Origin of the sequence: Pseudonocardia cypriaca (assembly GCF_006717045.1) — a bacterium.
GTDB classification, from domain to species: domain Bacteria; phylum Actinomycetota; class Actinomycetes; order Mycobacteriales; family Pseudonocardiaceae; genus Pseudonocardia; species Pseudonocardia cypriaca.
In genome coordinates, this window is record NZ_VFPH01000001.1 from 2,758,555 (window position 1) to 2,778,139 (window position 19,585).

At 73.2% G+C, this 19,585-nt stretch carries 18 protein-coding genes; 8 read left to right on the top strand and 10 right to left on the bottom strand.

What is annotated here, in order from left to right:
• Positions 1 to 147: 147 nt before the first annotated feature.
• Both FB388_RS13175 and FB388_RS13180 read left to right on the top strand, forming a co-directional pair.
• A complete protein-coding gene (locus FB388_RS13175; protein ID WP_142100771.1) occupies positions 148 to 2,187 on the top strand; it encodes an acyltransferase family protein in 2,040 nt (679 codons plus the stop codon).
• A gap of 10 nt (positions 2,188 to 2,197) precedes the next feature.
• Positions 2,198 to 3,049 (top strand): right-handed parallel beta-helix repeat-containing protein, encoded by an 852-nt coding sequence (locus FB388_RS13180; protein ID WP_142100772.1) that lies wholly within the window; start codon positions 2,198 to 2,200, stop codon positions 3,047 to 3,049.
• 47 nt (positions 3,050 to 3,096) lie between these two features.
• Here the strand turns inward: FB388_RS13180 and FB388_RS13185 are convergent, their stop codons facing one another.
• Together FB388_RS13185 and FB388_RS13190 are read right to left on the bottom strand one after the other, a co-directional pair.
• A complete protein-coding gene (locus tag FB388_RS13185) occupies positions 3,097 to 6,549 on the bottom strand; it encodes an ABC transporter ATP-binding protein (protein ID WP_142100773.1) in 3,453 nt (1,150 codons plus the stop codon).
• Positions 6,550 to 6,661: 112 nt separating this feature from the next.
• The gene (locus tag FB388_RS13190) at positions 6,662 to 7,342 is read right to left on the bottom strand and encodes a LysM peptidoglycan-binding domain-containing protein (protein WP_142100774.1); all 681 of its coding nucleotides are present in this window, start codon (positions 7,340 to 7,342) and stop codon (positions 6,662 to 6,664) included.
• A 233-nt stretch (positions 7,343 to 7,575) separates the two neighbouring features.
• On the opposite strand from FB388_RS13190, the gene FB388_RS13195 reads away from it, so the two are divergent.
• The gene (locus FB388_RS13195) at positions 7,576 to 8,178 is read left to right on the top strand and encodes a tetratricopeptide repeat protein (RefSeq protein WP_170225594.1); all 603 of its coding nucleotides are present in this window, start codon (positions 7,576 to 7,578) and stop codon (positions 8,176 to 8,178) included.
• A gap of 59 nt (positions 8,179 to 8,237) precedes the next feature.
• A complete protein-coding gene (locus tag FB388_RS13200) occupies positions 8,238 to 9,845 on the top strand; it encodes an amino acid permease (protein ID WP_142100776.1) in 1,608 nt (535 codons plus the stop codon).
• A 27-nt stretch (positions 9,846 to 9,872) separates the two neighbouring features.
• Here the strand turns inward: FB388_RS13200 and FB388_RS39380 are convergent, their stop codons facing one another.
• The 3 genes from FB388_RS39380 to FB388_RS13215 are packed head-to-tail and all read right to left on the bottom strand — an operon-like array spanning position 9,873 to position 11,664.
• Positions 9,873 to 10,547: an MBL fold metallo-hydrolase gene (locus tag FB388_RS39380; protein ID WP_170225595.1), complete on the bottom strand. Its 675-nt coding sequence runs from the start codon at positions 10,545 to 10,547 to the stop codon at positions 9,873 to 9,875.
• On the bottom strand, positions 10,544 to 11,194 hold the full coding sequence (locus FB388_RS13210; RefSeq protein WP_142100778.1) for a DsbA family oxidoreductase: 651 nt from the start codon (positions 11,192 to 11,194) through the stop codon (positions 10,544 to 10,546). Before FB388_RS13210 ends, FB388_RS39380 begins: the two co-directional genes overlap by 4 nt.
• Positions 11,194 to 11,664 (bottom strand): pyridoxamine 5'-phosphate oxidase family protein, encoded by a 471-nt coding sequence (locus FB388_RS13215; protein ID WP_142100779.1) that lies wholly within the window; start codon positions 11,662 to 11,664, stop codon positions 11,194 to 11,196. Before FB388_RS13215 ends, FB388_RS13210 begins: the two co-directional genes overlap by 1 nt.
• Before the next feature lie 63 nt (positions 11,665 to 11,727).
• Here FB388_RS13215 and FB388_RS13220 point away from each other — a divergent pair, with 63 nt between their 5' ends.
• On the top strand, positions 11,728 to 12,327 hold the full coding sequence (locus tag FB388_RS13220; protein WP_246122100.1) for a TetR/AcrR family transcriptional regulator: 600 nt from the start codon (positions 11,728 to 11,730) through the stop codon (positions 12,325 to 12,327).
• An 8-nt stretch (positions 12,328 to 12,335) separates the two neighbouring features.
• Here the strand turns inward: FB388_RS13220 and FB388_RS13225 are convergent, their stop codons facing one another.
• Complete coding sequence (locus FB388_RS13225) at positions 12,336 to 13,079, bottom strand: TIGR03943 family putative permease subunit (protein ID WP_142100781.1); 744 nt, start codon at positions 13,077 to 13,079, stop codon at positions 12,336 to 12,338.
• The gene (locus FB388_RS13230; RefSeq protein WP_142103018.1) at positions 13,076 to 13,993 is read right to left on the bottom strand and encodes a permease; all 918 of its coding nucleotides are present in this window, start codon (positions 13,991 to 13,993) and stop codon (positions 13,076 to 13,078) included. The genes FB388_RS13225 and FB388_RS13230 overlap by 4 nt, the downstream gene beginning before the upstream one ends.
• A 233-nt stretch (positions 13,994 to 14,226) precedes the next feature.
• Between FB388_RS13230 and FB388_RS13235 the strand changes: the two genes are divergently transcribed.
• Complete coding sequence (locus FB388_RS13235; protein WP_246121883.1) at positions 14,227 to 15,924, top strand: sulfatase-like hydrolase/transferase; 1,698 nt, start codon at positions 14,227 to 14,229, stop codon at positions 15,922 to 15,924.
• Positions 15,925 to 15,944: 20 nt separating this feature from the next.
• Here FB388_RS13235 and FB388_RS13240 read toward each other — a convergent pair whose 3' ends face one another.
• A complete protein-coding gene (locus FB388_RS13240) occupies positions 15,945 to 16,508 on the bottom strand; it encodes a DinB family protein (RefSeq protein ID WP_142100783.1) in 564 nt (187 codons plus the stop codon).
• 25 nt (positions 16,509 to 16,533) lie between these two features.
• A complete protein-coding gene (locus FB388_RS13245) occupies positions 16,534 to 17,991 on the bottom strand; it encodes an MFS transporter (RefSeq protein ID WP_142103020.1) in 1,458 nt (485 codons plus the stop codon).
• A 66-nt stretch (positions 17,992 to 18,057) separates the two neighbouring features.
• Here FB388_RS13245 and FB388_RS13250 point away from each other — a divergent pair, with 66 nt between their 5' ends.
• Together FB388_RS13250 and FB388_RS13255 are read left to right on the top strand one after the other, a co-directional pair.
• Positions 18,058 to 18,447: a MarR family winged helix-turn-helix transcriptional regulator gene (locus tag FB388_RS13250; protein ID WP_425468541.1), complete on the top strand. Its 390-nt coding sequence runs from the start codon at positions 18,058 to 18,060 to the stop codon at positions 18,445 to 18,447.
• Between the two features lie 124 nt (positions 18,448 to 18,571).
• On the top strand, positions 18,572 to 19,084 hold the full coding sequence (locus FB388_RS13255) for a hypothetical protein (RefSeq protein WP_142100784.1): 513 nt from the start codon (positions 18,572 to 18,574) through the stop codon (positions 19,082 to 19,084).
• A gap of 19 nt (positions 19,085 to 19,103) precedes the next feature.
• Here FB388_RS13255 and FB388_RS13260 read toward each other — a convergent pair whose 3' ends face one another.
• Positions 19,104 to 19,523: a hypothetical protein gene (locus tag FB388_RS13260; RefSeq protein ID WP_142100785.1), complete on the bottom strand. Its 420-nt coding sequence runs from the start codon at positions 19,521 to 19,523 to the stop codon at positions 19,104 to 19,106.
• Positions 19,524 to 19,585 lie beyond the last annotated feature (62 nt).

Here is a 19,585-nt window from a genome sequence, read left to right on the forward strand (position 1 = left end):
CCAACGCTGACGACCCGGGCGACCAGCCTAGGACCAATCCCGGCGACGGCGGGTCAAGATCCGATCAGGATCTGGTCGCAGGCGATCGATGGACGTGCCGGGACCCTTCCTAGGATTGCGTGATCGATAGCGGAGAGGGAGGACGCCATGACGCCGCGTGAGCAGGCGGGCGGGCACCCGGTCGCGGGACCGGGTCTCGCCACCGGCTACCGCCCGGAGCTGCAGGGCCTGCGCGCGCTCGCGGTCGTCCTCGTCGCCGTCTACCACGTCTGGGTGGGCCGGGTCTCCGGCGGCGTCGACGTGTTCTTCGTCGTCTCCGGGTTCCTGCTCACCGGGCAGCTGGTGCGGGCGGCCGAGCGCGGCGGGTTCAACGTCCGGCGGCGGTGGTTGCGCAGCCTCGCCCGCCTCGTCCCGGCTGCGGCGGTGGTGCTCGTCGTCACCGCGGTGGCGGCCGCGCTGGTGCTGCCGGAGGGCCGCTGGGGCCAGACCGTCCGCGAGATCGTGGCGGCGGCCCTGTTCCTGGAGAACTGGCAGCTCGCGGCCGACTCGGTGGACTACGCCGCGCGCAACAACGTGGCGAGCGTCGCGCAGCACTTCTGGTCGCTGTCGGTGCAGGTCCAGGCGTTCCTGCTCTGGCCGCTGCTGTTCGCCGTGGTCGCGCTCGCCTGCCGGAAAGCGCCCGGGAAGCTGCACCGCTCCGCGACGACGGCGCTGCTGGGGGTGTTCGCGGCCTCGCTGGTCTACTCGGTGGAGCTGACCATCGCCAACCAGCCCCTCGCCTACTTCCACACCCTCACCCGGCTCTGGGAGTTCGCGCTCGGTGGGCTGCTCGCGCTGCACGGGGACCGGATCGTCCTCCCGCGGCGAGCCCGCGTCGCCGCCGGCTGGACGGGTGTGGCCGGCCTGGTGGCGTGCGGCGCGGTGATCCCGGTCGCGCACGCCTTCCCCGGTGTGGCGGCGCTGTGGCCGACCGGCTGCGCGGCGCTCGTGCTGCTGGCCGGCCGCACCGGCGCGCCACTGGGCGCCGACCGCATCCTCACATCACCGCCTGCCCGCTACCTGGGCGACCTCAGCTACGGCCTCTACCTGTGGCACTGGCCGATCCTCGTGCTGTACCTGCAGGCGTCCGGGGAGGCACCGGTCGGGCTCGGCGCGGGCGCTCTGATCATCGGTGCCGCCACGGCCCTCGCCGCCGTCACCCACGAGTGCGTCGAGAAGCCCCTCGCCCGCAGGCGCGGCGGCCCGCGTCACCAGATCCGGATCACGGTGGTGTGCACGGCCGCCGTGCTCGCCGTCGCGCTCGCCTGGCAGGTGGCGGCCGCGCTGCGCGTCGACCCCGAGGCCGTGCTCGGCGACGACGAGCACCCCGGCGCCGGCGCGCTGCTGTCGGACGAGCAGGTCCCACCTGCGCCGCTCCTGCCCTCTGCGATGGCGGTCACCGAGGACTGGGTGCGGATCGAGCGGTGGGACTGCACGCCGATGGCCGGCTTCCCGATGGACGTCTGCGCGCAGCCGCTGCTCGTGGCCGAGGACACGCAGGAACCGGTGCAGCCCGACCGCCGGATCGTGGTCGTGGGCGACTCGCACGCCCAGCAGCTCACCGGCGCGCTGCTGCCGATCGCGCAGCAGCACAACTGGCAGATCATCACGATCATCCGCGGCGCGTGCCCGTTCTCCACGGCGTCCGAGGTGGTGCCGGACGAGGCCGACTGCCTGGCCTGGAACGCCGCAGCCGCCGACGAGATCCGCGCGATGCGGCCGGACGCCGTGGTCACCCTCGCCTCGCGCGACGTGCGCGTGGGGCAGACCGAGCAGACGCCCGCCGGGTTCGTCGAGCAGTGGCGCAGGCTGGACGCGGAGGGCATCCCGGTGCTCGCGCTGCGGGACAACCCGCGGTTCGACCACTCGGTGCCCGACTGCGTGCAGACGCGCCCCGATGACATCGACGGCTGCGGCGTCGACCGCGCGCAGGTCTACGCTCCGACGCCGCCGTGGGCGAACCTGCCCGACATCCCCCCGAACGTCTCCTTCGTCGACATCGCCGACGCCGTCTGCACCGCCGACCGCTGCCCACCGGTGATCGGCAACGTTTTCGTCTACATGGATGACAACCACCTCACGGCGAGCTACAGCACCTCGATGTCAAACTTGCTGGCGAACCGGATCGAGGAGCGCCTTGGCTGGTAGGGGGCTGGCAGTGGAGTCGAGGTACCGGCGGCGGGTGCCGTGGTGGTCGCTGCTCGCGCTCGTCGCGGTGGCGTTGGTGCTGCCGTCGGCCGGGGTCGGCACGCCGATCGTGATGGGGTTCGACCAGGACCTGGTTCGCCCCACGCAGCCCGCCGCGCCCGTGGACTGCGCGGCGGGCAACGTGGTGTGCCTGACGGGGGACTCGAAGTCGCGGCTCACCGTGACGAGGTCCGACGTGATCTACGACGGCCGCGGGTTCTCCTCGGTCGGGATCACCGTCAACGCCTCCAACGTCGTGGTCCAGAACTTCAACTTCACGAACTGCGCCGGCAACTGCATCTGGATGCGGGGCACCGGCAACGTCGCCCAGGACAACAGGATCTCCCAGGTGTACTTCGCCGGGGACGACATCGACGGCCTCCGGTTCTTCGGCAACGACACGAAGATCCTGCGCAACCAGTTCTTCGACATCCGCAAGGGCCCTGAGCACGACGCCCACGTGGACTGCATGCAGACGTGGGCGTCCCCGTCGACCGGCGGGGGGAGCTCCGGGGCGTTGATCGCGGGCAACGTCTGCCGCGGCCGCGACCTCCACCAGTGCATCATGGTCGAGGGTCCGGGGTCGTCGGACGGTGGTGGCGGCGGGCCGGGGGTCACCAGGGACTGGGTGATCGAGGCGAACTACTTCCAGTGCTACGCCAACCAGACGGTCGCGTTGCGCGACGCCCACGGCTTCGTCATCCGGTACAACACGTTCGCAGGCGCGGGCAACAAGGCCATCCAGCAGACGGACGGCACGTCGGGGATCGTGATCCAGAACAACGTCCTCGGCCCGGGTTACCGCAGACTGACCGGCGACTGAGGGCGGTCGCGTCCCCCAGCTCGTCCGTCCACCGCGAGGGCCGCGATCTAGCCCGCCAGGTGTCCCCACCGCCCGGCCAGCTCCGACCAGGTCCCGGTGGCCGCCACCCGGCCGTCCTCCAGCACGACCACGCAGTCGGCGCGGGCGAGCGCGGAGCGCTTCGAGCTGCAGCCCACCACCGTGACGCCGCGGCGGCGCAGCGCCTCCCACAGCTCGACCTCGGTGCGGGCGTCGAGCGCTGAGGAGACGTCGTCGGCGACCAGCAGCTCGGCCTCGGTGGCGAGCGCCCTGGCGAGCGCGAGGCGCTGCACCTGCCCGCCGGACAGCCGCACGCCGCGGTGGCCGATCAGGGCGCCGTGTCCGCCCGCGTCCTCGACGTCGGCCTCCAGGCGGGCGTCGTCGAGCGCGTCCTGCAGCCGCCGGTCGTGGTCGAGCGCGATGTTGTCGGAGAAGGAGCCGGACAGCACGCGCGGTACCTGGCCGACGTAGGCCACCTGGCCGGGGCGCAGGAACAGCTCCGGGTCGTCGACCTCGAGGTCGTTCCAGCGGATGCTGCCCTCGTGGTCGACCAGCCCGGCGAGGCTGGCGAGCAGGCTGGACTTGCCCGACCCGACCCGCCCGGTGAGCAGGACGAGCGAGCCGGCGTCCACCGCGAGACTCACGTCCTGCACGCCGACGGTGCCGTCGTCGTGCACGGCGGTGACGCGATCCAGGCTGAGCCGCTTGAGCGGCACCCGGCCGGCCGGCTCGGGTGCGGGCGCGGCGCCGGTCGGCAGGTCGACGCCGGGCGGCACGCGGATGATGTCGGCGTCGCCTGCGAGGTCGGCCATCGCCTGCAGCCAGCGCCGCGCGACCGGGGCCTCGGTGACGGCCGCACCGAACACCATGCCGAACCAGCCGGACCCGGCCACGGCGGTGCTCACCAGCAGTGCGGTGGCGAGGTCCCAGGTGCCGGCGAGGTGCACCGCCCACGCCGCGACGACGCCGAGCTGCGTGAGCAGCGCGGGCGCGCCTTCGAGCAGCATGCGCACCCGCTGCTCCCGCACCGTGGCCGCGACGCGGCGTTCGTCCACGCGCCCCAGGTATGCCTGGACGGCCTCCGTGGCCGCCGCGAGCTTCACGGTGCGCGCGGCGTCGAGCACGGACACCAGTGCGCCGCCGAACCGGGCCCGCGCGTCGCCTGCCACCCGGGCCGACGATCCGGCCAGCGGGGCGCCGACGGCCGACACCGCCGCGGACACGACCAGCACGGTGCCGAGGACCGCGCCCGCGAGAAGGCTCTGCGCGGCGACGGCCGTGACCAGCACGACGACAACCCCGTTGGTGACGTCGACCCAGCGGTCGACGTAGAGCACGAGGCGGTCGGAGTCGAGCGCCCTCGCCACCACCTCGCCCGCGGGAGTGCGGGCCAGGCGGCGCTGCATGGTCTGCCCGCGCAGCACGGCGAGGCGGGTCCTCAGCGTGACCGCCGACCACCACAGGGGGTAGGTGCGGAACGCCACGGCCAGGGTCAACGGCGCGAACAGCAGTGTGGCGGCCAGCGCGGCGGTTTCGTCCCACGGCGACCCGCCCTGCTCGAGGGTGCCCACGAGCCGCCCCCACAGCCAGCCCGTGACCGCCCCGTAGGCGCCCAGCAGCGACGCGACGAGGAACGCGAACCCGCCGAGCACTCCCCACCGCGGGTGGGCGAACATCGTGCGCACCACCGTGCGGGCCAGCCGCGCGCGCACGGCCGGGGGAGCGGGTTTCGGCGGGCGGCGGACGGCCGGGGTGAACCGGGCGGCGTGCTCGGCCGCGGGCTCGCCGTCCCCTGCCGCGGCGAGGAGGTCCCGGAACGGTCCGGGCTCGGCGGCCAGCCGGGCGCGTTCGCCGTGCTGGACGACGCGCCCGCGGTCGAGCACCGCGACCGCGTGGCAGCGGCGGGTGGTGGAGAGCCGGTGCGCGACGAGGATGCCGGTGCGTCCCGCGAGGAGCCGGTCGGCGGCCCGGGTGACGCGGCGTTCGGTCTGCGGGTCCATGCGCGCGGTGGCCTCGTCGAGCACGACGACCGCGACGTCCCGCACGAGCAGCCGCGCGAAGGCGACCAGCTGCTCCTCGCCCGCGGACAGGGTGGTGCCGCCTGCGCCGAGACGGGTCTGCAGGCCGTCGGGCAGTGCGGCGACCCACTCGGCCAGGCCGAGTGCGTCGACGGCGGCCTCCACCGCCGCCGGGGGGACGTCGTCGGCGAAGAGCGTGATGTTCTCCTCGAGGGTGGCCGCGAGGATCTCGGTGCGCTGGGTGACCACGCCGACGGCCCGGCGCAGGTCGTGCAGGTCGGTGGCGGTGACGTCCTGGCCGGCGAGGAACACCGTGCCCGGTGGCGGCTCCACGGCTCGCGAGAGCAGCTTGGCGAGCGTGGACTTGCCGGCGCCGGTGCGCCCGACCAGCGCGCACGTGGTGCCGGCGGGCACGGTGAGGTGGACCGAGCGCAGCGCGAAGCCGCCCGGGTAGCCGAACGTGAGGTCGCGGACCTCCACGGCCGCCGGTCCGGCCGGCACCGGGCGCCCGCCGACCGGTTCCTGCTGCGCAGCGAGGAGGCTGCGGATGCGCTGCAGCGCGCCGAGGCCGGCCTGCACCTCCGGCATCTGCATGCTGATGTGGTTGAGCTGGCCTGCGAACGTGGTGAAGAGCAGCCACAGCGTGACGAGCTCGGCCACCCCGAGCCCGCCCCCGCTGACGAGGGCGGCGCCCGCCACGGCGAGCGCGGCGAGCATCCCGCTCAGCACCAGCCCGGCGCGCAGGCCGACGCGCGTGGAGGCGGCGCAGGTGGCGGCGACCCGCTGCAGCACCTCGCGCGCCCGGACCGCGTACTGGCGCACGACGTGCGGCTGCCCGAGCGATGAGCGCACGTCGTCACGGCCAGCGACGGCCTCCTCCAGCTGGGCGGAGTGGTCCGACCACGCGGCCTCCTCCGCGAGCTTGCGCTCGGCGACGACCGCGGTGAGCGGGCGCACCAGGGCGGCCGCCAGCAGCGCGACCACCGGGAAGGCGAACCAGGCGGGCCACCAGGTGAGCCCGGCCACCACCCAGGCCAGCACGGACCGCAGCGCGGCGTGGCTGAGCTGCCAGCCGGTGCGCCGCATCAGGGCGCCGAGCTGGCGGGCGTCGTCATCGACGCGGTCGAGCATCTCGCCGACGGCCTGCTCCTCCAGCACCGGCAGCGGCTGGTGGAGCGCGGCGTGCAGGAGGTCGGCCCGCAACCGTCCCTCCGCGCGGCCGATCACCCCGGAGAAGGCGGTGCGTCCGGCGGTGTCGAGGATCGTGGCGCCGACCAGCAGCGCGCCGAGCAGCCAGACGAGCCCGACGCCGGGACTCTCGGCGACCCGCCCCGCCACCACGGCGCCCGCCGTCTCGGCGACGGCGGCGACGACGACCATCGCCCCGACCACCACCGCGGTGGGACCGGCGAGGCGGCGCCAGGTGAGCGGCTGCGCCCGATACCCCTGCGCGCTCTCGTTCATGCCCCCCGGCCCGTCCCCCGTCCGGCCTGGTGCCGGTCGTCGAACGCTAGCTGCCGGGCGAGGAGGGGCGCGCCCGATTTCCGGTCCGGGCGGGCGTGCCAGGAGACGTGGACTAGGAGATGCGCAGCCGCCCACCGGCCGCGATGCGGTCCGAGTCGGCGATCTGCGGGTTGAGCCGCAGCAGGTGGGAGACCGTGACGTTGTGGCGCGAGGCCAGCCCGGTGAGGGTGGCACCCGCGGGGATCACGATCTCGTTGGGTGGCGCCGGGCGGATCTCGAGGTTGTCGCCCGCCTGGATCCGGTCGGGGTCGGCGATCCCGTTCTGCTCGGCGATCTGTTCGAGCGGCACCTGGTACCGCAGTGCGATGCGGGCGAGCGTCTCCCCGGGCTGCACGGTGTGGGCCATCGGCCGGTCCTCGTCCGGTGGCGGCCCGGGCTCCGGCGGTTGGGGCCGTGGCGACTGGGGTTGCGAGGGCTCGGGGCGTTGCGGGACGTCGGGGCCCGTGGACGTGGCCGGTGCCCGCGGTGGTGTCGGCCGGGGTGACGGGGGCGGCGGGGCGGCCGGCTCGCTCGGGGGCTGCCCGACCGGTGTGGTGGGGGCGGCGGGTTCGGCCCCACCGGACTGGGATGCCGTGATCGCCGCGATCACCGCGGCGGCTATCGGCACGGCGGCCACCAACCCGATCAGCGCCTGCCTGCCCGTGACCCTGCGACGCCCGCCGGCGTCGCTGCGCGCCTCGGTGGCGGCGGACTCGAGCTCGCGCCGCAACCTCTCGTGATCGGGCTGGTTCATCGCCCGGTATTGTGCATCCTTCGTTCGGGTGAGGATCACCGGGTCGTGTGACGCAGAGCGTGCTGAGGCTTGGGCTGGGCGGCTTGCATCCTCGTCGGTCGATCAGGTTGACTCTCCACGTTCGGCCGAGCGGTTGTCACACAACGTGGCGCCCTGATCCTCCTTGGGGGTTCTTGATGCCCTGGTGGTCCAGGGAGGCGGACGGTGAGCCGGCCGCCATGGATGGATCGCGAATGCCGGTGCGGACCGGCGCTGCCGACCGGGGCACCGTCCACGAACTCGCAGTCCGGAACGCACGCGCGGCCGCCCTCTTCTCGGCCGGCAACGCGAAGGAAGCCGTCGACCTGTTCGAGGACACGCTGCGCGGCTGCCGCGCGCTGCTCGGAGGCGACCACCACGCCACGTTGACCGTCGCGGGCAACCTCGGCGTGGCGCGGGTATCGGCCGGCAAGCGGCGGGACGGGATCCACCTGATCGCGGAGAACGTCGCAGATCGCGCGCGCGTGCTCGGCGACGACGACCCCCGCACCCTCACCGCCCGCGACGCCCTCGCCGTGGCCTACCGGCTCGCGGGCGACGTGGACGACGCCGTCGAGCTCTCCGGCCAGGTCTCCGCGCAGCGCAGGCGCACGCTCGGCGCGGCCCATCCCGACACGCTCACCTCGCGGATGGGCCTGGCGCGAGCGCAGGCCGCGGCCGGTGACCTGGAGGCGGCCACCGCCCTGCTGAGCGCGGCGGTGCACGACGCCGAGCAGGCGCTCCCGCCGCGCCACCCGCACCTCACCGCCCTCGTGGAGTGCGCCGAAGCCATCGGCATGACCCGCCGCGAGGGGTAGGACCGCCCCCGAGACGCCCCCCCCGAGCTCCCCATACCCACGAACCGAGGCATCCCCCCATGTCGACCCCCATCAGCCCCAAGACGCGAGAGCGCGACACAGCGCGCAGTGACGAGGCGCTGCTGCTGCGCCTGGGTTACTCCCAGGTGCTCTACCGCGAGATGGGTGGGTTCTCCAACTTCGCCATCTCGTTCACGATCATCTCCGTCCTGGCGGGCTGCCTCACCTCGTACAACCTCGCGTTCAACAACGGCGGCCCCGTGGTGGTGACGTGGGGCTGGCTGGTGGTCGGCGGGTTCTGCGTGCTCGTCGCGATGGCGATGGCCGAGATCGCCTCCTCCATGCCCACCGCGGGCGCGCTCTACTTCTGGGCGTCGCGGCTCGGCGGCCCGGCATGGGGCTGGTTCACCGGCTGGTTCAACCTGCTCGGCCAGATCGCGGTCACAGCCGCCATCCAGTACGGCTGCGCGACGTTCACGACCGCGCTGCTGAACCTGTGGTTCCCGAGCCTCGTCGGCACGGACACGACGACCATCTTCATCACGTTCACCGTGATCGTGGTGGCTCAGCTGGGCCTCAACCTGCTCAACGTCAACCTGCTGTCGAAGTTCAACACGCTCTCGGCGTGGTGGCACATGGCGGGCGTGGCGCTGATCGTCGTGATCCTGCTGATCGTGCCCACCGAGCACCAGTCGGCCGCGTTCGTGTTCGGTGAGGTCGTCAACAACTCCGGCTTCTCCGACTCGGCCATCTGGTTCGTCTTCGGCATCGGGCTGCTGATGGCGCAGTACACCGTCACCGGGTACGACGCCTCGGCCCACATGAGCGAGGAGACGCGGGGGGCGTCCCGCGCCACCGCGCTCGGCATGATCTGGGCCGTCGTCGCGTCGGTGGCGTTCGGCTTCGTGCTCCTCGTCGCGATCACGTTCGCGGTGCCGGACGTGCAGGGCGTCCTGGACGCCGCCGGCATGTCGGTGGTCTACATCTGGACCGAGTCGACCAACGCGGCGTGGGCCGAGTTCATGCTGATCATCTCGGTCGGCGCGCAGTGGTTCTGCGGCACGGCGTCGGTGACCTCGGCGTCGCGGATGCTGTTCGCGTTCTCCCGCGACCGCGCGGTGCCGTTCTCGCGGCTGTGGCGCCGGGTCGGCGCCAACCGCGTGCCGGTGAACTCGGTGCTGGCCATCGCCGTCACGGCGTGGGCGCTGATGATCCCGACGCTGGCCAACGGCGTGGTCGGCTACGCGGTGGGCACCTCGATCGCGGTGATCGGCCTCTACATCGCCTTCGCGCTGCCGATCATCCTGCGCATCAAGGCGGGCGACAAGTTCGAGCCGGGCGCGTGGAGCCTCGGCAAGCACTGGAAGTGGGTCTCCCGGATCGCGGTCGTGTGGATCGCGGTCGTGTGCGTGCTGTTCCTCCTGCCGCTCACGCCGAACGGCGTCCCGGGTACGGAGGGGTTCAGCTGGGAGTCGATGAACTACGCCCCGCTGACGGTGGGCGGGGCGGTCGTCCTGTTCGGCGGCTGGTACGTCCTCTCGGCCCGCAAGTGGTTCACCGGCCCCGTGCAGGAGGCCCGCGCCCAGGAGCAGCTCCAGGCGATGCAGCAGCAACAGCAGCGCGAGATGCCTCGCCAGCCGGTGCGCCAGCCCGTCCGCCCGTACTGACGCTCGCGAACCGCAACGCTGCGGGTTTCACCAGCCCCGGCTGATCCAGCCGGGCAGCTGGGGGCGTTCGGCCGCGACCGTGGTGTCGCGGCCGTGGCCGGGATGGATGCGGGTGTCGCCCGGGAGCGCGAGGAGCGTGCGCACCGAGCCGACGATCGTGGCGAAGTCGGAGAGCGGCGGGCCGGTGAGGCCCGGTCCTCCGGGGAAGAGGGTGTCCCCGCTCAGCAGGTGACCGTCGACGAGCAGGCTGATCCCACCGGGCGTGTGGCCCGGGGTGTGCAGCACGTGGGCGGTGAGGGGCCCGATGGGGAGGACCCCCTCGTGCACCGGGGTGAACGCGCCGTCCCACAGCCGGTCGGGTGGCGCGAGCCGTGCGGGGTCGCGGGCGAGCAGCTCCGTGGTTGCGGTGCCGGCGTCCCAGTGCCCGTCCCGCCGGACGGTGGCGAGCTCGTGGGGCCACACCGGCGACTCGGCGGGATGGGCCAGCACGGGCACCCGCCACGCGTCGACCAGTGCGGGCACCGCGAGCACGTGGTCGAAGTGGGCGTGGGTGAGCAGGATGGCGGTCACGCGCAGGTCCGCGGTGGCCGCCAGGATGCGCTCGGGCCGGTCCCCGGGGTCGACGACCAGTGCCTCGCCGCCGGCGGACACGATCCAGCAGTTCGTCTCCAGCGCGCCGACGACGACCCGGCGCAGGTTCACGCCGCGCGCCGGAGCAGTTCGTCGTAGACGCCGGCGTCGTGGGCGGCCACGACCGGGAACCCCTCGGCCCACGGCCCCTGCCAGTGCACGTCGATGCCCGGGTTGGTGACCGTTGTGCCGTCCGGGAGGCGCAGCGTGGGGCTGGCGGGGATCGCGTCCGTGCCGGCGACGGCGAAGTCGGCCGTGACGCGGCGGCGGTGCCGCCCGTCGTCGAGCGCGACGGCCAGCTCGTCGAGGTCGACCTGGGGGACGGTGGCGGCGACATCGAGGATCACCTGCCGGTGGCTGATCGACCGCGACTCCGTCCAGAACGCTCGCCGCAGCGCGAGATCGAGCTCCTCGCCCGCGACCAGGCTCTGCGCGCTCGCGGCGTGCACGGCCTCGGCCGCGAGGAGCACGGTGTGCGGGTAGAGGTCGTCGGCGGCCGTCCACACCCGGAACCCGGCCTCGGGCTCGATCTGCCCCAGCCCGACCGCCTCGGTGTCGGTGCCTCGGCGCGGGTGCGGCCCGTTGAACAGCTCGAGGGGGAACGTGTGGTGCTCGATCCGGACGTCGAGCCCGAGCCGGGTGCGGGCGCGGCGCAACCGCAGCAGCCCCACGTAGGCGAAGGGGCACAGCAGGTCGGACCAGACTTCGATCGTGGTCATCAGTGCTCCTCGTGCTCCGTGCCGGGCGGGTTGCTGGTGAACCGCTCGGGGCGCAGGAGCACGGCGGTGCGCCGCTCGGCGGCCATGATGCGGTCGTACTCGTCGAGATCGGGGTGCTCGCCGCCCGCGGCCGTGTAGATGTCGCGCAGGAGGCGCCGCAGGTCGACACCGGCGGCCGGGTCGTCCGGCCCGGCCAGCTCGACCGGCCCACGGACGGCCACCCACTCCCAGCCCGACCGGAACACGAGCGTGGCGCGCGGGTCCTTGCGCAGGTTCGCGAGCTTCGCGGTGGCACCGCGGGCGACGAACGCGACCGTCTCCTCGCCGGTGGACGGGTGGGGCAGCACCCCGGCGTTCACCACGCTCACCGACGGCGCGTCGCGTCCCGTCGTGACCAGTACCGCCAGCCAGCGCTCCGCTGCGCCGTACGCGCGTACGAGGCGAAGGCCCTCTTCGATGGGCAGGCTCATGGCGCGGAACCATACGGACTGCGGTCCGCTTAAGTCAACGCTATGGTCCGCGGTGTGGACCTGATGGCCGGTGACGTACCGAGGGAGCGAGCCGACGCGGCGCGCAACCGGCGCAAGGTGCTCGCCGCCGCAGGCGAGCTGTTCGCGGCGCGCGGCGTCGCGGCGGTCAGCATGGACGACGTCGCGGCCGCAGCGGAGGTGGGGAAGGGCACGTTGTACCGGCGGTTCGGCGACAAGTCGGGGCTGGCCGCCGCGCTGCTCGACGAGCGCGAGTCACAGCTCCAGCAGGAGCTGCTCAGCGGCCCGCCCCCGCTCGGTCCCGGTGCGCCGCCGGTCGAGCGGCTCGCCGCGTTCACCGCGGCCTACCTGGCCTACGTCGACGCGCACCTCGACGTCGTCGCGCTGTCCCAGACCGCGAGCCCCGGAGCCCGCCTGCGCACGGGCTCGCACCGGTTCTGGCTGCTGCACTGCCGGATCCTGTTTACCGCCGCCGGCGCGCCCGATCCCGACCTGCGCGCCGACGCGCTGCTGGCCGCGCTCACCGCGGAGCAGGTGCGCCACTGGCGTCACGACGAGGGCCGCGAGCTGGCCGGCCTGACCCGCGCCGTGAGCGCGCTCGCCCGCAGCCTTGCCGCGTCCCATGACGGGAGCTCCAAGCCCTGATCCGGTGCTCAGGACGCGCTGTCGTACTGGTCGTCCGGAGCGGGGACCGGTCGTGCCTCCATGACGTCGATGTACGGGATGACACCGTTGTTGATCGGGTCTGCGGCCTGCCGGTCGGTGTGGACGCCGGTGATCTCGTACCAGGTGTCGGGCTGCAGGATGGGCGGTATCCGGCCGGTCAGGCCGACCTTGACGGGCCGGGCGTCCGCCGCGCAGCAGTTGAGGACCATGCGGACCAGGTACGGCGCGCCGCTCTCGTCGAGGCTGATGAACCCGGACGTCGTGATCCGGCGGTCGCCGAGGGAGCGGCCGTGGTCGTAGGCGGCGCGGCCGGCGTAGTCGACCAGGCCGAGTGGTACCGGGTCGTCGGCGGGGAGCGCCGAGAGGTCCCACGGTTGCTGCAGGGCCGTGCCGTCGCGCATGGCCGCGTAGGAGCCGGGTGGCGGTGGGGCGACGAAGATCAGCGCGAGCAGGGGCAGGACGAGGAGCCATGCGATCCGCGGTTCGCGGTGTTCGTGTTCGTGGTGTTCGTGTTCGCGGTGTTCCTGTTCGGCGCCCTCGCCTGCGGCGCGCGGGCGTCGCCGTTCGAACCAGATCGTGGCGACGGCGGCGACGATGAGGACGCCGCCGGCCACGAGCAGCAGCGGCTGCAAGCCGGCCTTGACGTACCGCAGGTAGAGATCGGTGAGGCCGGCGTACCCGAGGGCCGCGCCGAGCAGGAGCAGCACGCCTGCCTGCGCTCCCCGGTTCACAGCAGCACCGCCCCGACGAGGGTCGCGGCCAGGACGGCCGCCGCGAACGTGGCGGGGGCGAACCGCAACGCGAACCCGCGGCCGAACGTGGCGGCCTGCATGCCGAACAGCTTCAGGTCGATCATCGGGCCGACCACGAGGAAGGCCAGCTGGGCGGTCGGCGAGAACTGGGTCAGGGAAGCGGCGACGAACGCGTCGGCCTCGGAGCAGATCGACAACAGCACCGCTAGCAGCGCCAGGGTGAGCACGGACACCACGGGGATGGAGCCCGCGACGTAGAGCCAGCTCGCCGGTACCACGGTCTTGAGGGTGGCGGCGGCCATGGCGCCGACGACGAGGAAGCCGCCCGCGTGCATCACGTCGTGGCGCACGGACGCCCAGAACGCCGCTCCCTTGCCGAGGCCCGCGTGCGAGGGCCGGGCCGGAAGACGCAGCCAGTCCGTGCGGCCCAGCCGTTGCCACAGCCAGCCCATCGCGCACGCCGCGAGGAGGCTCGCCACGAACCGGGCGAGGACCATCCGCGGGTTGTCGGGGAACGCGACGGCGGTTGCGGTCAGCACGATGGGGTTGATCGCCGGGGCGGACAGCAGGAACGCCAGCGCCGCCGCCGGGGCGACGCCCCCGCGCACCAACGCCCCGGCCACCGGCACGGAGGCGCACTCGCAGCCGGGTAGCACCATCCCGGCCACTCCGGCGACCGGTACCGCGCGCGCCGGGTGTCGCGGCAGCGCACGGGCGAGGAACGACGGTGGGACGAACACCGCGATGACCGCCGAGAGCAGCACACCGAGGACGAGGAAGGGGAGGGCCTGCACGACGACCGCGACGAACACGGTCATCCAGGTCTGCATCACCGGCTCGGACAGCACCCGGCGGATCAGCCCCTGCCCGGCGACCGCCAGCAGCAGGGCCATGCTCAGGACGAGGGTGGAGTCGAACCGCCAGCCCTGCGGTTCCCCCGCCTCGCGCCGGTCGGCCCGGGTGGAGGCGGAATCGGTGGTGGTCACGGGTGATGTGCCTCCGGTGTGCGGTGGTCCCACCTCCAGCACGGATGTCCCCGGGGAATCGTTCGGTCACGGGCCCGGCTGAACCGCCCACCCGCGAGATCCGTGGTGAGGGGAGTAGCCCAGCGGGAAGGACTCCGGCCTTGTTGCTCAGCACCCGTCCGTCGACCCGGGCCCGGCGCGATACGCCCGGAGCCGGCCCCGAGGGCGGCGGAGCCGACGGCACCGGCCGGGGCGCCCGTCACCGCGTCGCCCAGGCGATCCTCACCGTTCTCGCAGGCCTCCTGGTGTTCCTCGCTCTCACCGTGCCCCGGGAGGCCGGGCAGCTCACCCCGCTCGCGTTCCTGCGGATCCCGGTCGAGGTGCTGGTCGGCGTAGCCGTCCTGCTCGTCCTGCCGGCGCGCCTCCGGCCGCGGGTCGCGCTCGTCGGCGGGGCGTTGCTCGCCCTGCTGACCCTGCTGCGGGTGCTGCAGATGGGTTTCCTCGCGGTCCTCGCGCGCCCCTTCGACCCGGTCTTCGACTGGTCGCAGCTGGCCAGCGGCGCGAGCCTGCTGGATCTCCCGTTCGGCGCGACGGGTTCCGTGGTGGGCGCCGTCGTGGTCGCTGCCGTGCTGGTCGTCCTCACGGCGCTGGCGACCCGCCGGCTGGCGAGCTGTGCCGCAAGGCACCGGACGGTCACGATCCGGCTGGTCGCCGTGCTCACCGCCGCCTGGCTCGCCTGCTTCGTGCTCGGCACGCAGCTCGTGGCCCCGGTTCCCGTCGCGGGCAGGAGTGTTGCCGCCAGCGCGTACGAGACCGCGCAGCAGGTCGCAGCGAGCCTGCACGACCAGCAGGTGTTCGACGAGCAGGCGGCCACGGACGCGTTGCGCGACGTCCGGGATGCCGACCTGCTCACCGCGCTGCGCGGGAAGGACGTCGTCCTCACCTACGTCGAGAGCTACGGGCGCTCGGCGCTGGAGAACCCGGAGTTCGGGCCGACGATCACGCCGATCCTCGACGAGGGGACCCGCCGCCTCGCCGCTGCCGGCTTCGGCTCCCGCAGCGCGTTCCTCACCTCGTCGGTGGTCGGTGGGGGCAGCTGGCTGGCCCACGCGACCCTGCTCTCGGGTCTGCGCGTCGCCAACGAGCACAGCTTCGACAAGCTCGTCGCGAGCGACCGGCTGACGCTCTCGGCCGCCTTCCGGCGCGCCGGCTGGGACACCGTGGCGGTCCAGCCCTCGAGCCTTGGTCCGTGGCCGGCGGGCGCGTTCTACGGCTTCGACCGGACCTACGACTCCACGACCCTCGGCAACCGGTCGCGGATCTACGACGGTTTCCAGACGCCCGACCAGTACACCCTGGCGGCCTTCCAGAGCCTGGAGCGTGGCCGACCGGATCGGGCACCGCTCATGGCTCAGATCCCACTCGTCTCCAGCCACTGGCCGTGGGCGGAGATCCCGCGGCTGCTCGACTGGAACGAGATCGGCGACGGCTCCGTGTTCGACCGGCCCGGAGCCGGGCAGAGCGACCCGGTGGACGCGGTCGAGGCCGATCCGGCCCGCATGCGCGACGGGTACCGGAGAACGATCGAGTACTCGCTGTCCACCCTGATCTCCTACGTCGAGACCTACGGCGACGACAACCTGGTCTTCGTCTTCCTCGGTGACCACCAGCCGGCCCCCTTCGTCGGCGGGAACGGTGCCGGCCAGGACGTTCCGATCACCATCGTCAGCCGGGACAGCGCAGTGCTGGACCGGATCGCCGGGTGGGGCTGGCAGGACGGCCTGCGGCCCGACCCGCAGGCGCCGGTCTGGCCGATGGAGTCCTTCCGCGACCGGTTCCTCACGACCTTCAGCCCGTGATCGACCCGGCTCGAGTCGTCTCAGCTCGAACGGTCGGAGCGCCCGGCGGCGCGCAGCAGCCGCAGCTGGCCGAGCTCCGCGGTGTTCTTCATGAGCTCCGCGTTGGCCCAGCCCAGCATCTGCGCGACGGTCATCCCGGCGTCGGCGGGCCAGGGGAACGGGGCGGGGCCGGCCAGGTCGGCGTCGGTGAGCGCGTCGAGCACCGCGAGCCACTCGTCGTGCAGTCCGCGCAGCCAGCCGACGGTGGCATCGGGGCCCGGCCAGGCCACGGCGGTTCGGTCGCGTGGCTCGCGGCCCTGCGCGTGGTCGATCGCCACGGTCCACCACCAGCCGAGGTGCCACGTCACCCAGCCGATCGTCGGCACGGGGATCGGGTCCGGCTCGGCGTCGGCCCAGTCCGGGGTCCAGCTCCCGTTGGCGGCCTGCCGCACGGTCCAGCAGAGCGGCGCCGGCTCCCAGAGGAAGTCCTCGGTCGTCAGCCGGTCCAGGTGCAGCCGGGTGAGGGACCAGGTCAGGTCGAACTGCCACCGCAGCAGGTCGCGAGTCACCTGGTGATCATCGCGTCCTGCTGCGGTGGACTGCATCCGGTTTGTCCCGGTCGGCCTCGACTCAGTCGGTGAGCGTGAGTTCGGCCGGGACCCGGTCGCGGCGCGGGACGAGCCCGCTCAGCGCGATCAGGAGCCCGGCGACGGCGAACCCGGTGACGACGCCGAGGGCGGGTGTGAAGCCGGCCAGCAGGGCCTCCGGTCCGGTGCGTCCCTCGCCGCCCGCGACCAGCACGGCGGTGACGATCGCCAGGCCCAGCGCGCCGCCCACCTGCAACGAGGTGTTCAGCAGCCCGCCGGCGAGGCCCTGCTCGTCGTCCGGGATCCCGGCGGTGGCCTGGATGTTGAACGACGCGAAGGCGAGGGTGAAGCCGAGGCCGAGCAGGATCATGCTGGGCAGTACGCCGACGACGTACGGGGCGTCGCGGTCGACCACGAGGAAGAGCACGTAGGCGGCCACGTGGGCCACGACGCCCGCGGCGATCGTGCGCGACGTGCCGACCCGCTCGATGAGCGGGTCCATCCGCGGCGAGCCGAATGCGACGATCAGGGCGGCCGGCAGGAAGCCGAGCGCGGTCTGCAGCGCGGACCAGCCCAGCACGGACTGCAGGTACAGCATCACCACGAACTGGAACCCGAGGTACGCGCCGAAGAACACCATGACGCCGAGGTTGGCGCGGGCCAGCCGGCCGGACCGGAGGATGCCGAGCCGAAGGAGCGGGTGCGGGCTGCGGCGCTCGATGACGGCGAACGCGGCGAGCAGGACCGCGGTGAGCGCGAACTGCAGGAGCGTGCGCGGCTCGGCCCAGCCGATCTCGGGTGCCTCGACGACGGTGTAGACGAGCAGCAGCATCGCCGCCACACCGGTGATGGCACCGGGGAGGTCGTAGCTCCCGGTCCGCTCGGCCGGCCGGTCGTCCGGGAGCAGCCGGTACGCCGCGACCAGCGCGACGATCGCGATCGGCGCAGGCAGGAAGAACGTCCAGCGCCAGCCGACTTCGGTGAGCAGCCCGGAGAAGACGAGGCCCGCGGAGTACCCGCTGGCCCCGAACACCGCGAAGATGCCCAGCGCCCGGTTGCGGGCCGGGCCCTCGGCGAAGGTCGTGGTGATGATCGAGAGGGCGGCGGGCGCGGTGAACGCGGCGGCTGCACCCTTCACGAGGCGGGTGGCGATCAGCAGGGCGCCGTCGTCGACGAGACCGCCGAGCAGCGAGGCGACTGTGAACACGGCGACGGCGGCGAGGAACACCCGCCGTCTGCCGAGCAGGTCGGCGGTGCGCCCGCCGAGCAGCAGCAGACCGCCGTAGCTGAGGACGTATCCGCTGACGACCCACTGCAGGGCACTGGTCGAGAGGCCGAGGTCGGCCTGGATGACGGGAAGCGCGACGCCGACCATCGACACGTCGAGCGCATCGAGGCCGACGACGAGGGACACGGTGAGGAGCACACCCCAGAGCTGGGGCGTCCACCGTGTGGAGGTGGTCGTGAGGGAAGCGGTCACGATCGACGAGGCTACATGCATGTGCATCAGATGCAAGCTCATTTAATGCGCGTGCATCACAGTCCCATGCATGCTAATGTGCGGCTCGTGAGCGCCAGCATCGCCGACGGGGCCGATGAGCAGCTGCTGGACGAGTGGCACGCGCTACTCGCCCGCCACGCCACTGTCTGCGGCGCCCTCGAGGCCGAGCTCCGCCGTCGCCACGACATCGGCGTGAGCGAGTTCGAGGCGCTCGAGCGGCTCGCCACCGGCCCGCAGGGGAAGTGCCGCGGCGTCGAGCTCACCGAGGCCGTGCACCTCAGCCAGAGCGCTGCTTCCCGGCTGGTCGCCCGGATGGAGCGCGACGGCCTCGTCGAGCGCACCACCTGTCCCGACGACCGGCGCGCGATCTTCATCGCCCTCACCGACGCCGGCCGGCAGCGCTACCGCGAGGCGAAGCCCACGCAGCGCGCCGTGCTCGCCGCCACCATGGGCTGAACCGCACCGGGGTCGGTCGAAAGATCGACTGCGGACGCCCCTCTCGGACCTTCGGCCGATGTCGACAGTGGCTGCGGTGCGCGAAGGTCTCCACCGGAAACCGCCATCGGACCGGGGGGGGAGCGTGCATCGGTTGATCGTGTTCGCCGACCGGCTGCACGCACGGGCCCGCGGGGTGCGCGCGCTGGGCTGGTTCGCGTGGAGCGTGCGGGTGCTGCTCGCCGCGGCCTTCCTGCCTTCCGGGCTGGTCAAGGTCCTCGGCCTGCCCTTCACCCGCCTCGATCCGCGGACGTCGGAGGTGGGCCGCCTGTTCGCCGCCCTCGAGCACGACTTCGGTGCGCTCTACCCGTTCATCGGCGCCTGCCAGCTCGCCGCGGCGGTGTTGCTGCTCGTCCCGCGCACCACTCTCGTCGGCGCGCTGGTGCACCTGCCGATCACGGCCGGCATCGTGGTGATCACGACGACCGTGGGCTTCCGGGGCACGTGGGTGATCACGTGGCTGATGCTGCTCGGCGTGGTCTTCCTGATCTGCTGGGACTGGCACCGGGTCAAGGCGCTGTGCGGTCCGGAACTCCCAGCTGATCCGGCTGTCGCACGTCCGGCCGCAGCTTCGGCTCGGCGACACCTCGCTCGGTGACGACGGCCGGTAGGTGGGATCAGGCCGCGCCGCGCCACCATCGTCGGGCGGTGGGATGGGTGACCGAGCGGGGCCGCGAGGCCGGTACGGGGATCTCGACGCCGAGGGTTCGCTGCAGGAGCAGGCGCTCCCGCTCCTGCGCCGCGGCGAGCGCGGGGGAGTCCGCATGGGCGTCGAGGAGCGCGCGGAGCCCGCGCCCGCCCGTCGTCGGGTCGGTCCACGCGGCCACCACGGCTGCGTCGAAGTCGGCGGGCGAGTCCTCGAGCTGGGCGTCGATGCGGGCGAACAGCGCCGTGCGCCAGCGGTGGTGGAGGGCGAGGAGGAATGCCTCGACGCTGCCGAACGCGGCCTCGACGTCCCCGCGGCGGGCGATCTCCGGGCGGCCGGTGCGTGCCGTTTCGGCGAGCACCTCGCGGACCAGCAGGAACTTCGGGGACATGACGTCGGTCTCCAGCGCTGCGACGGTTACATACTCTGCGTACGTACTCTGAGTATGTCGTA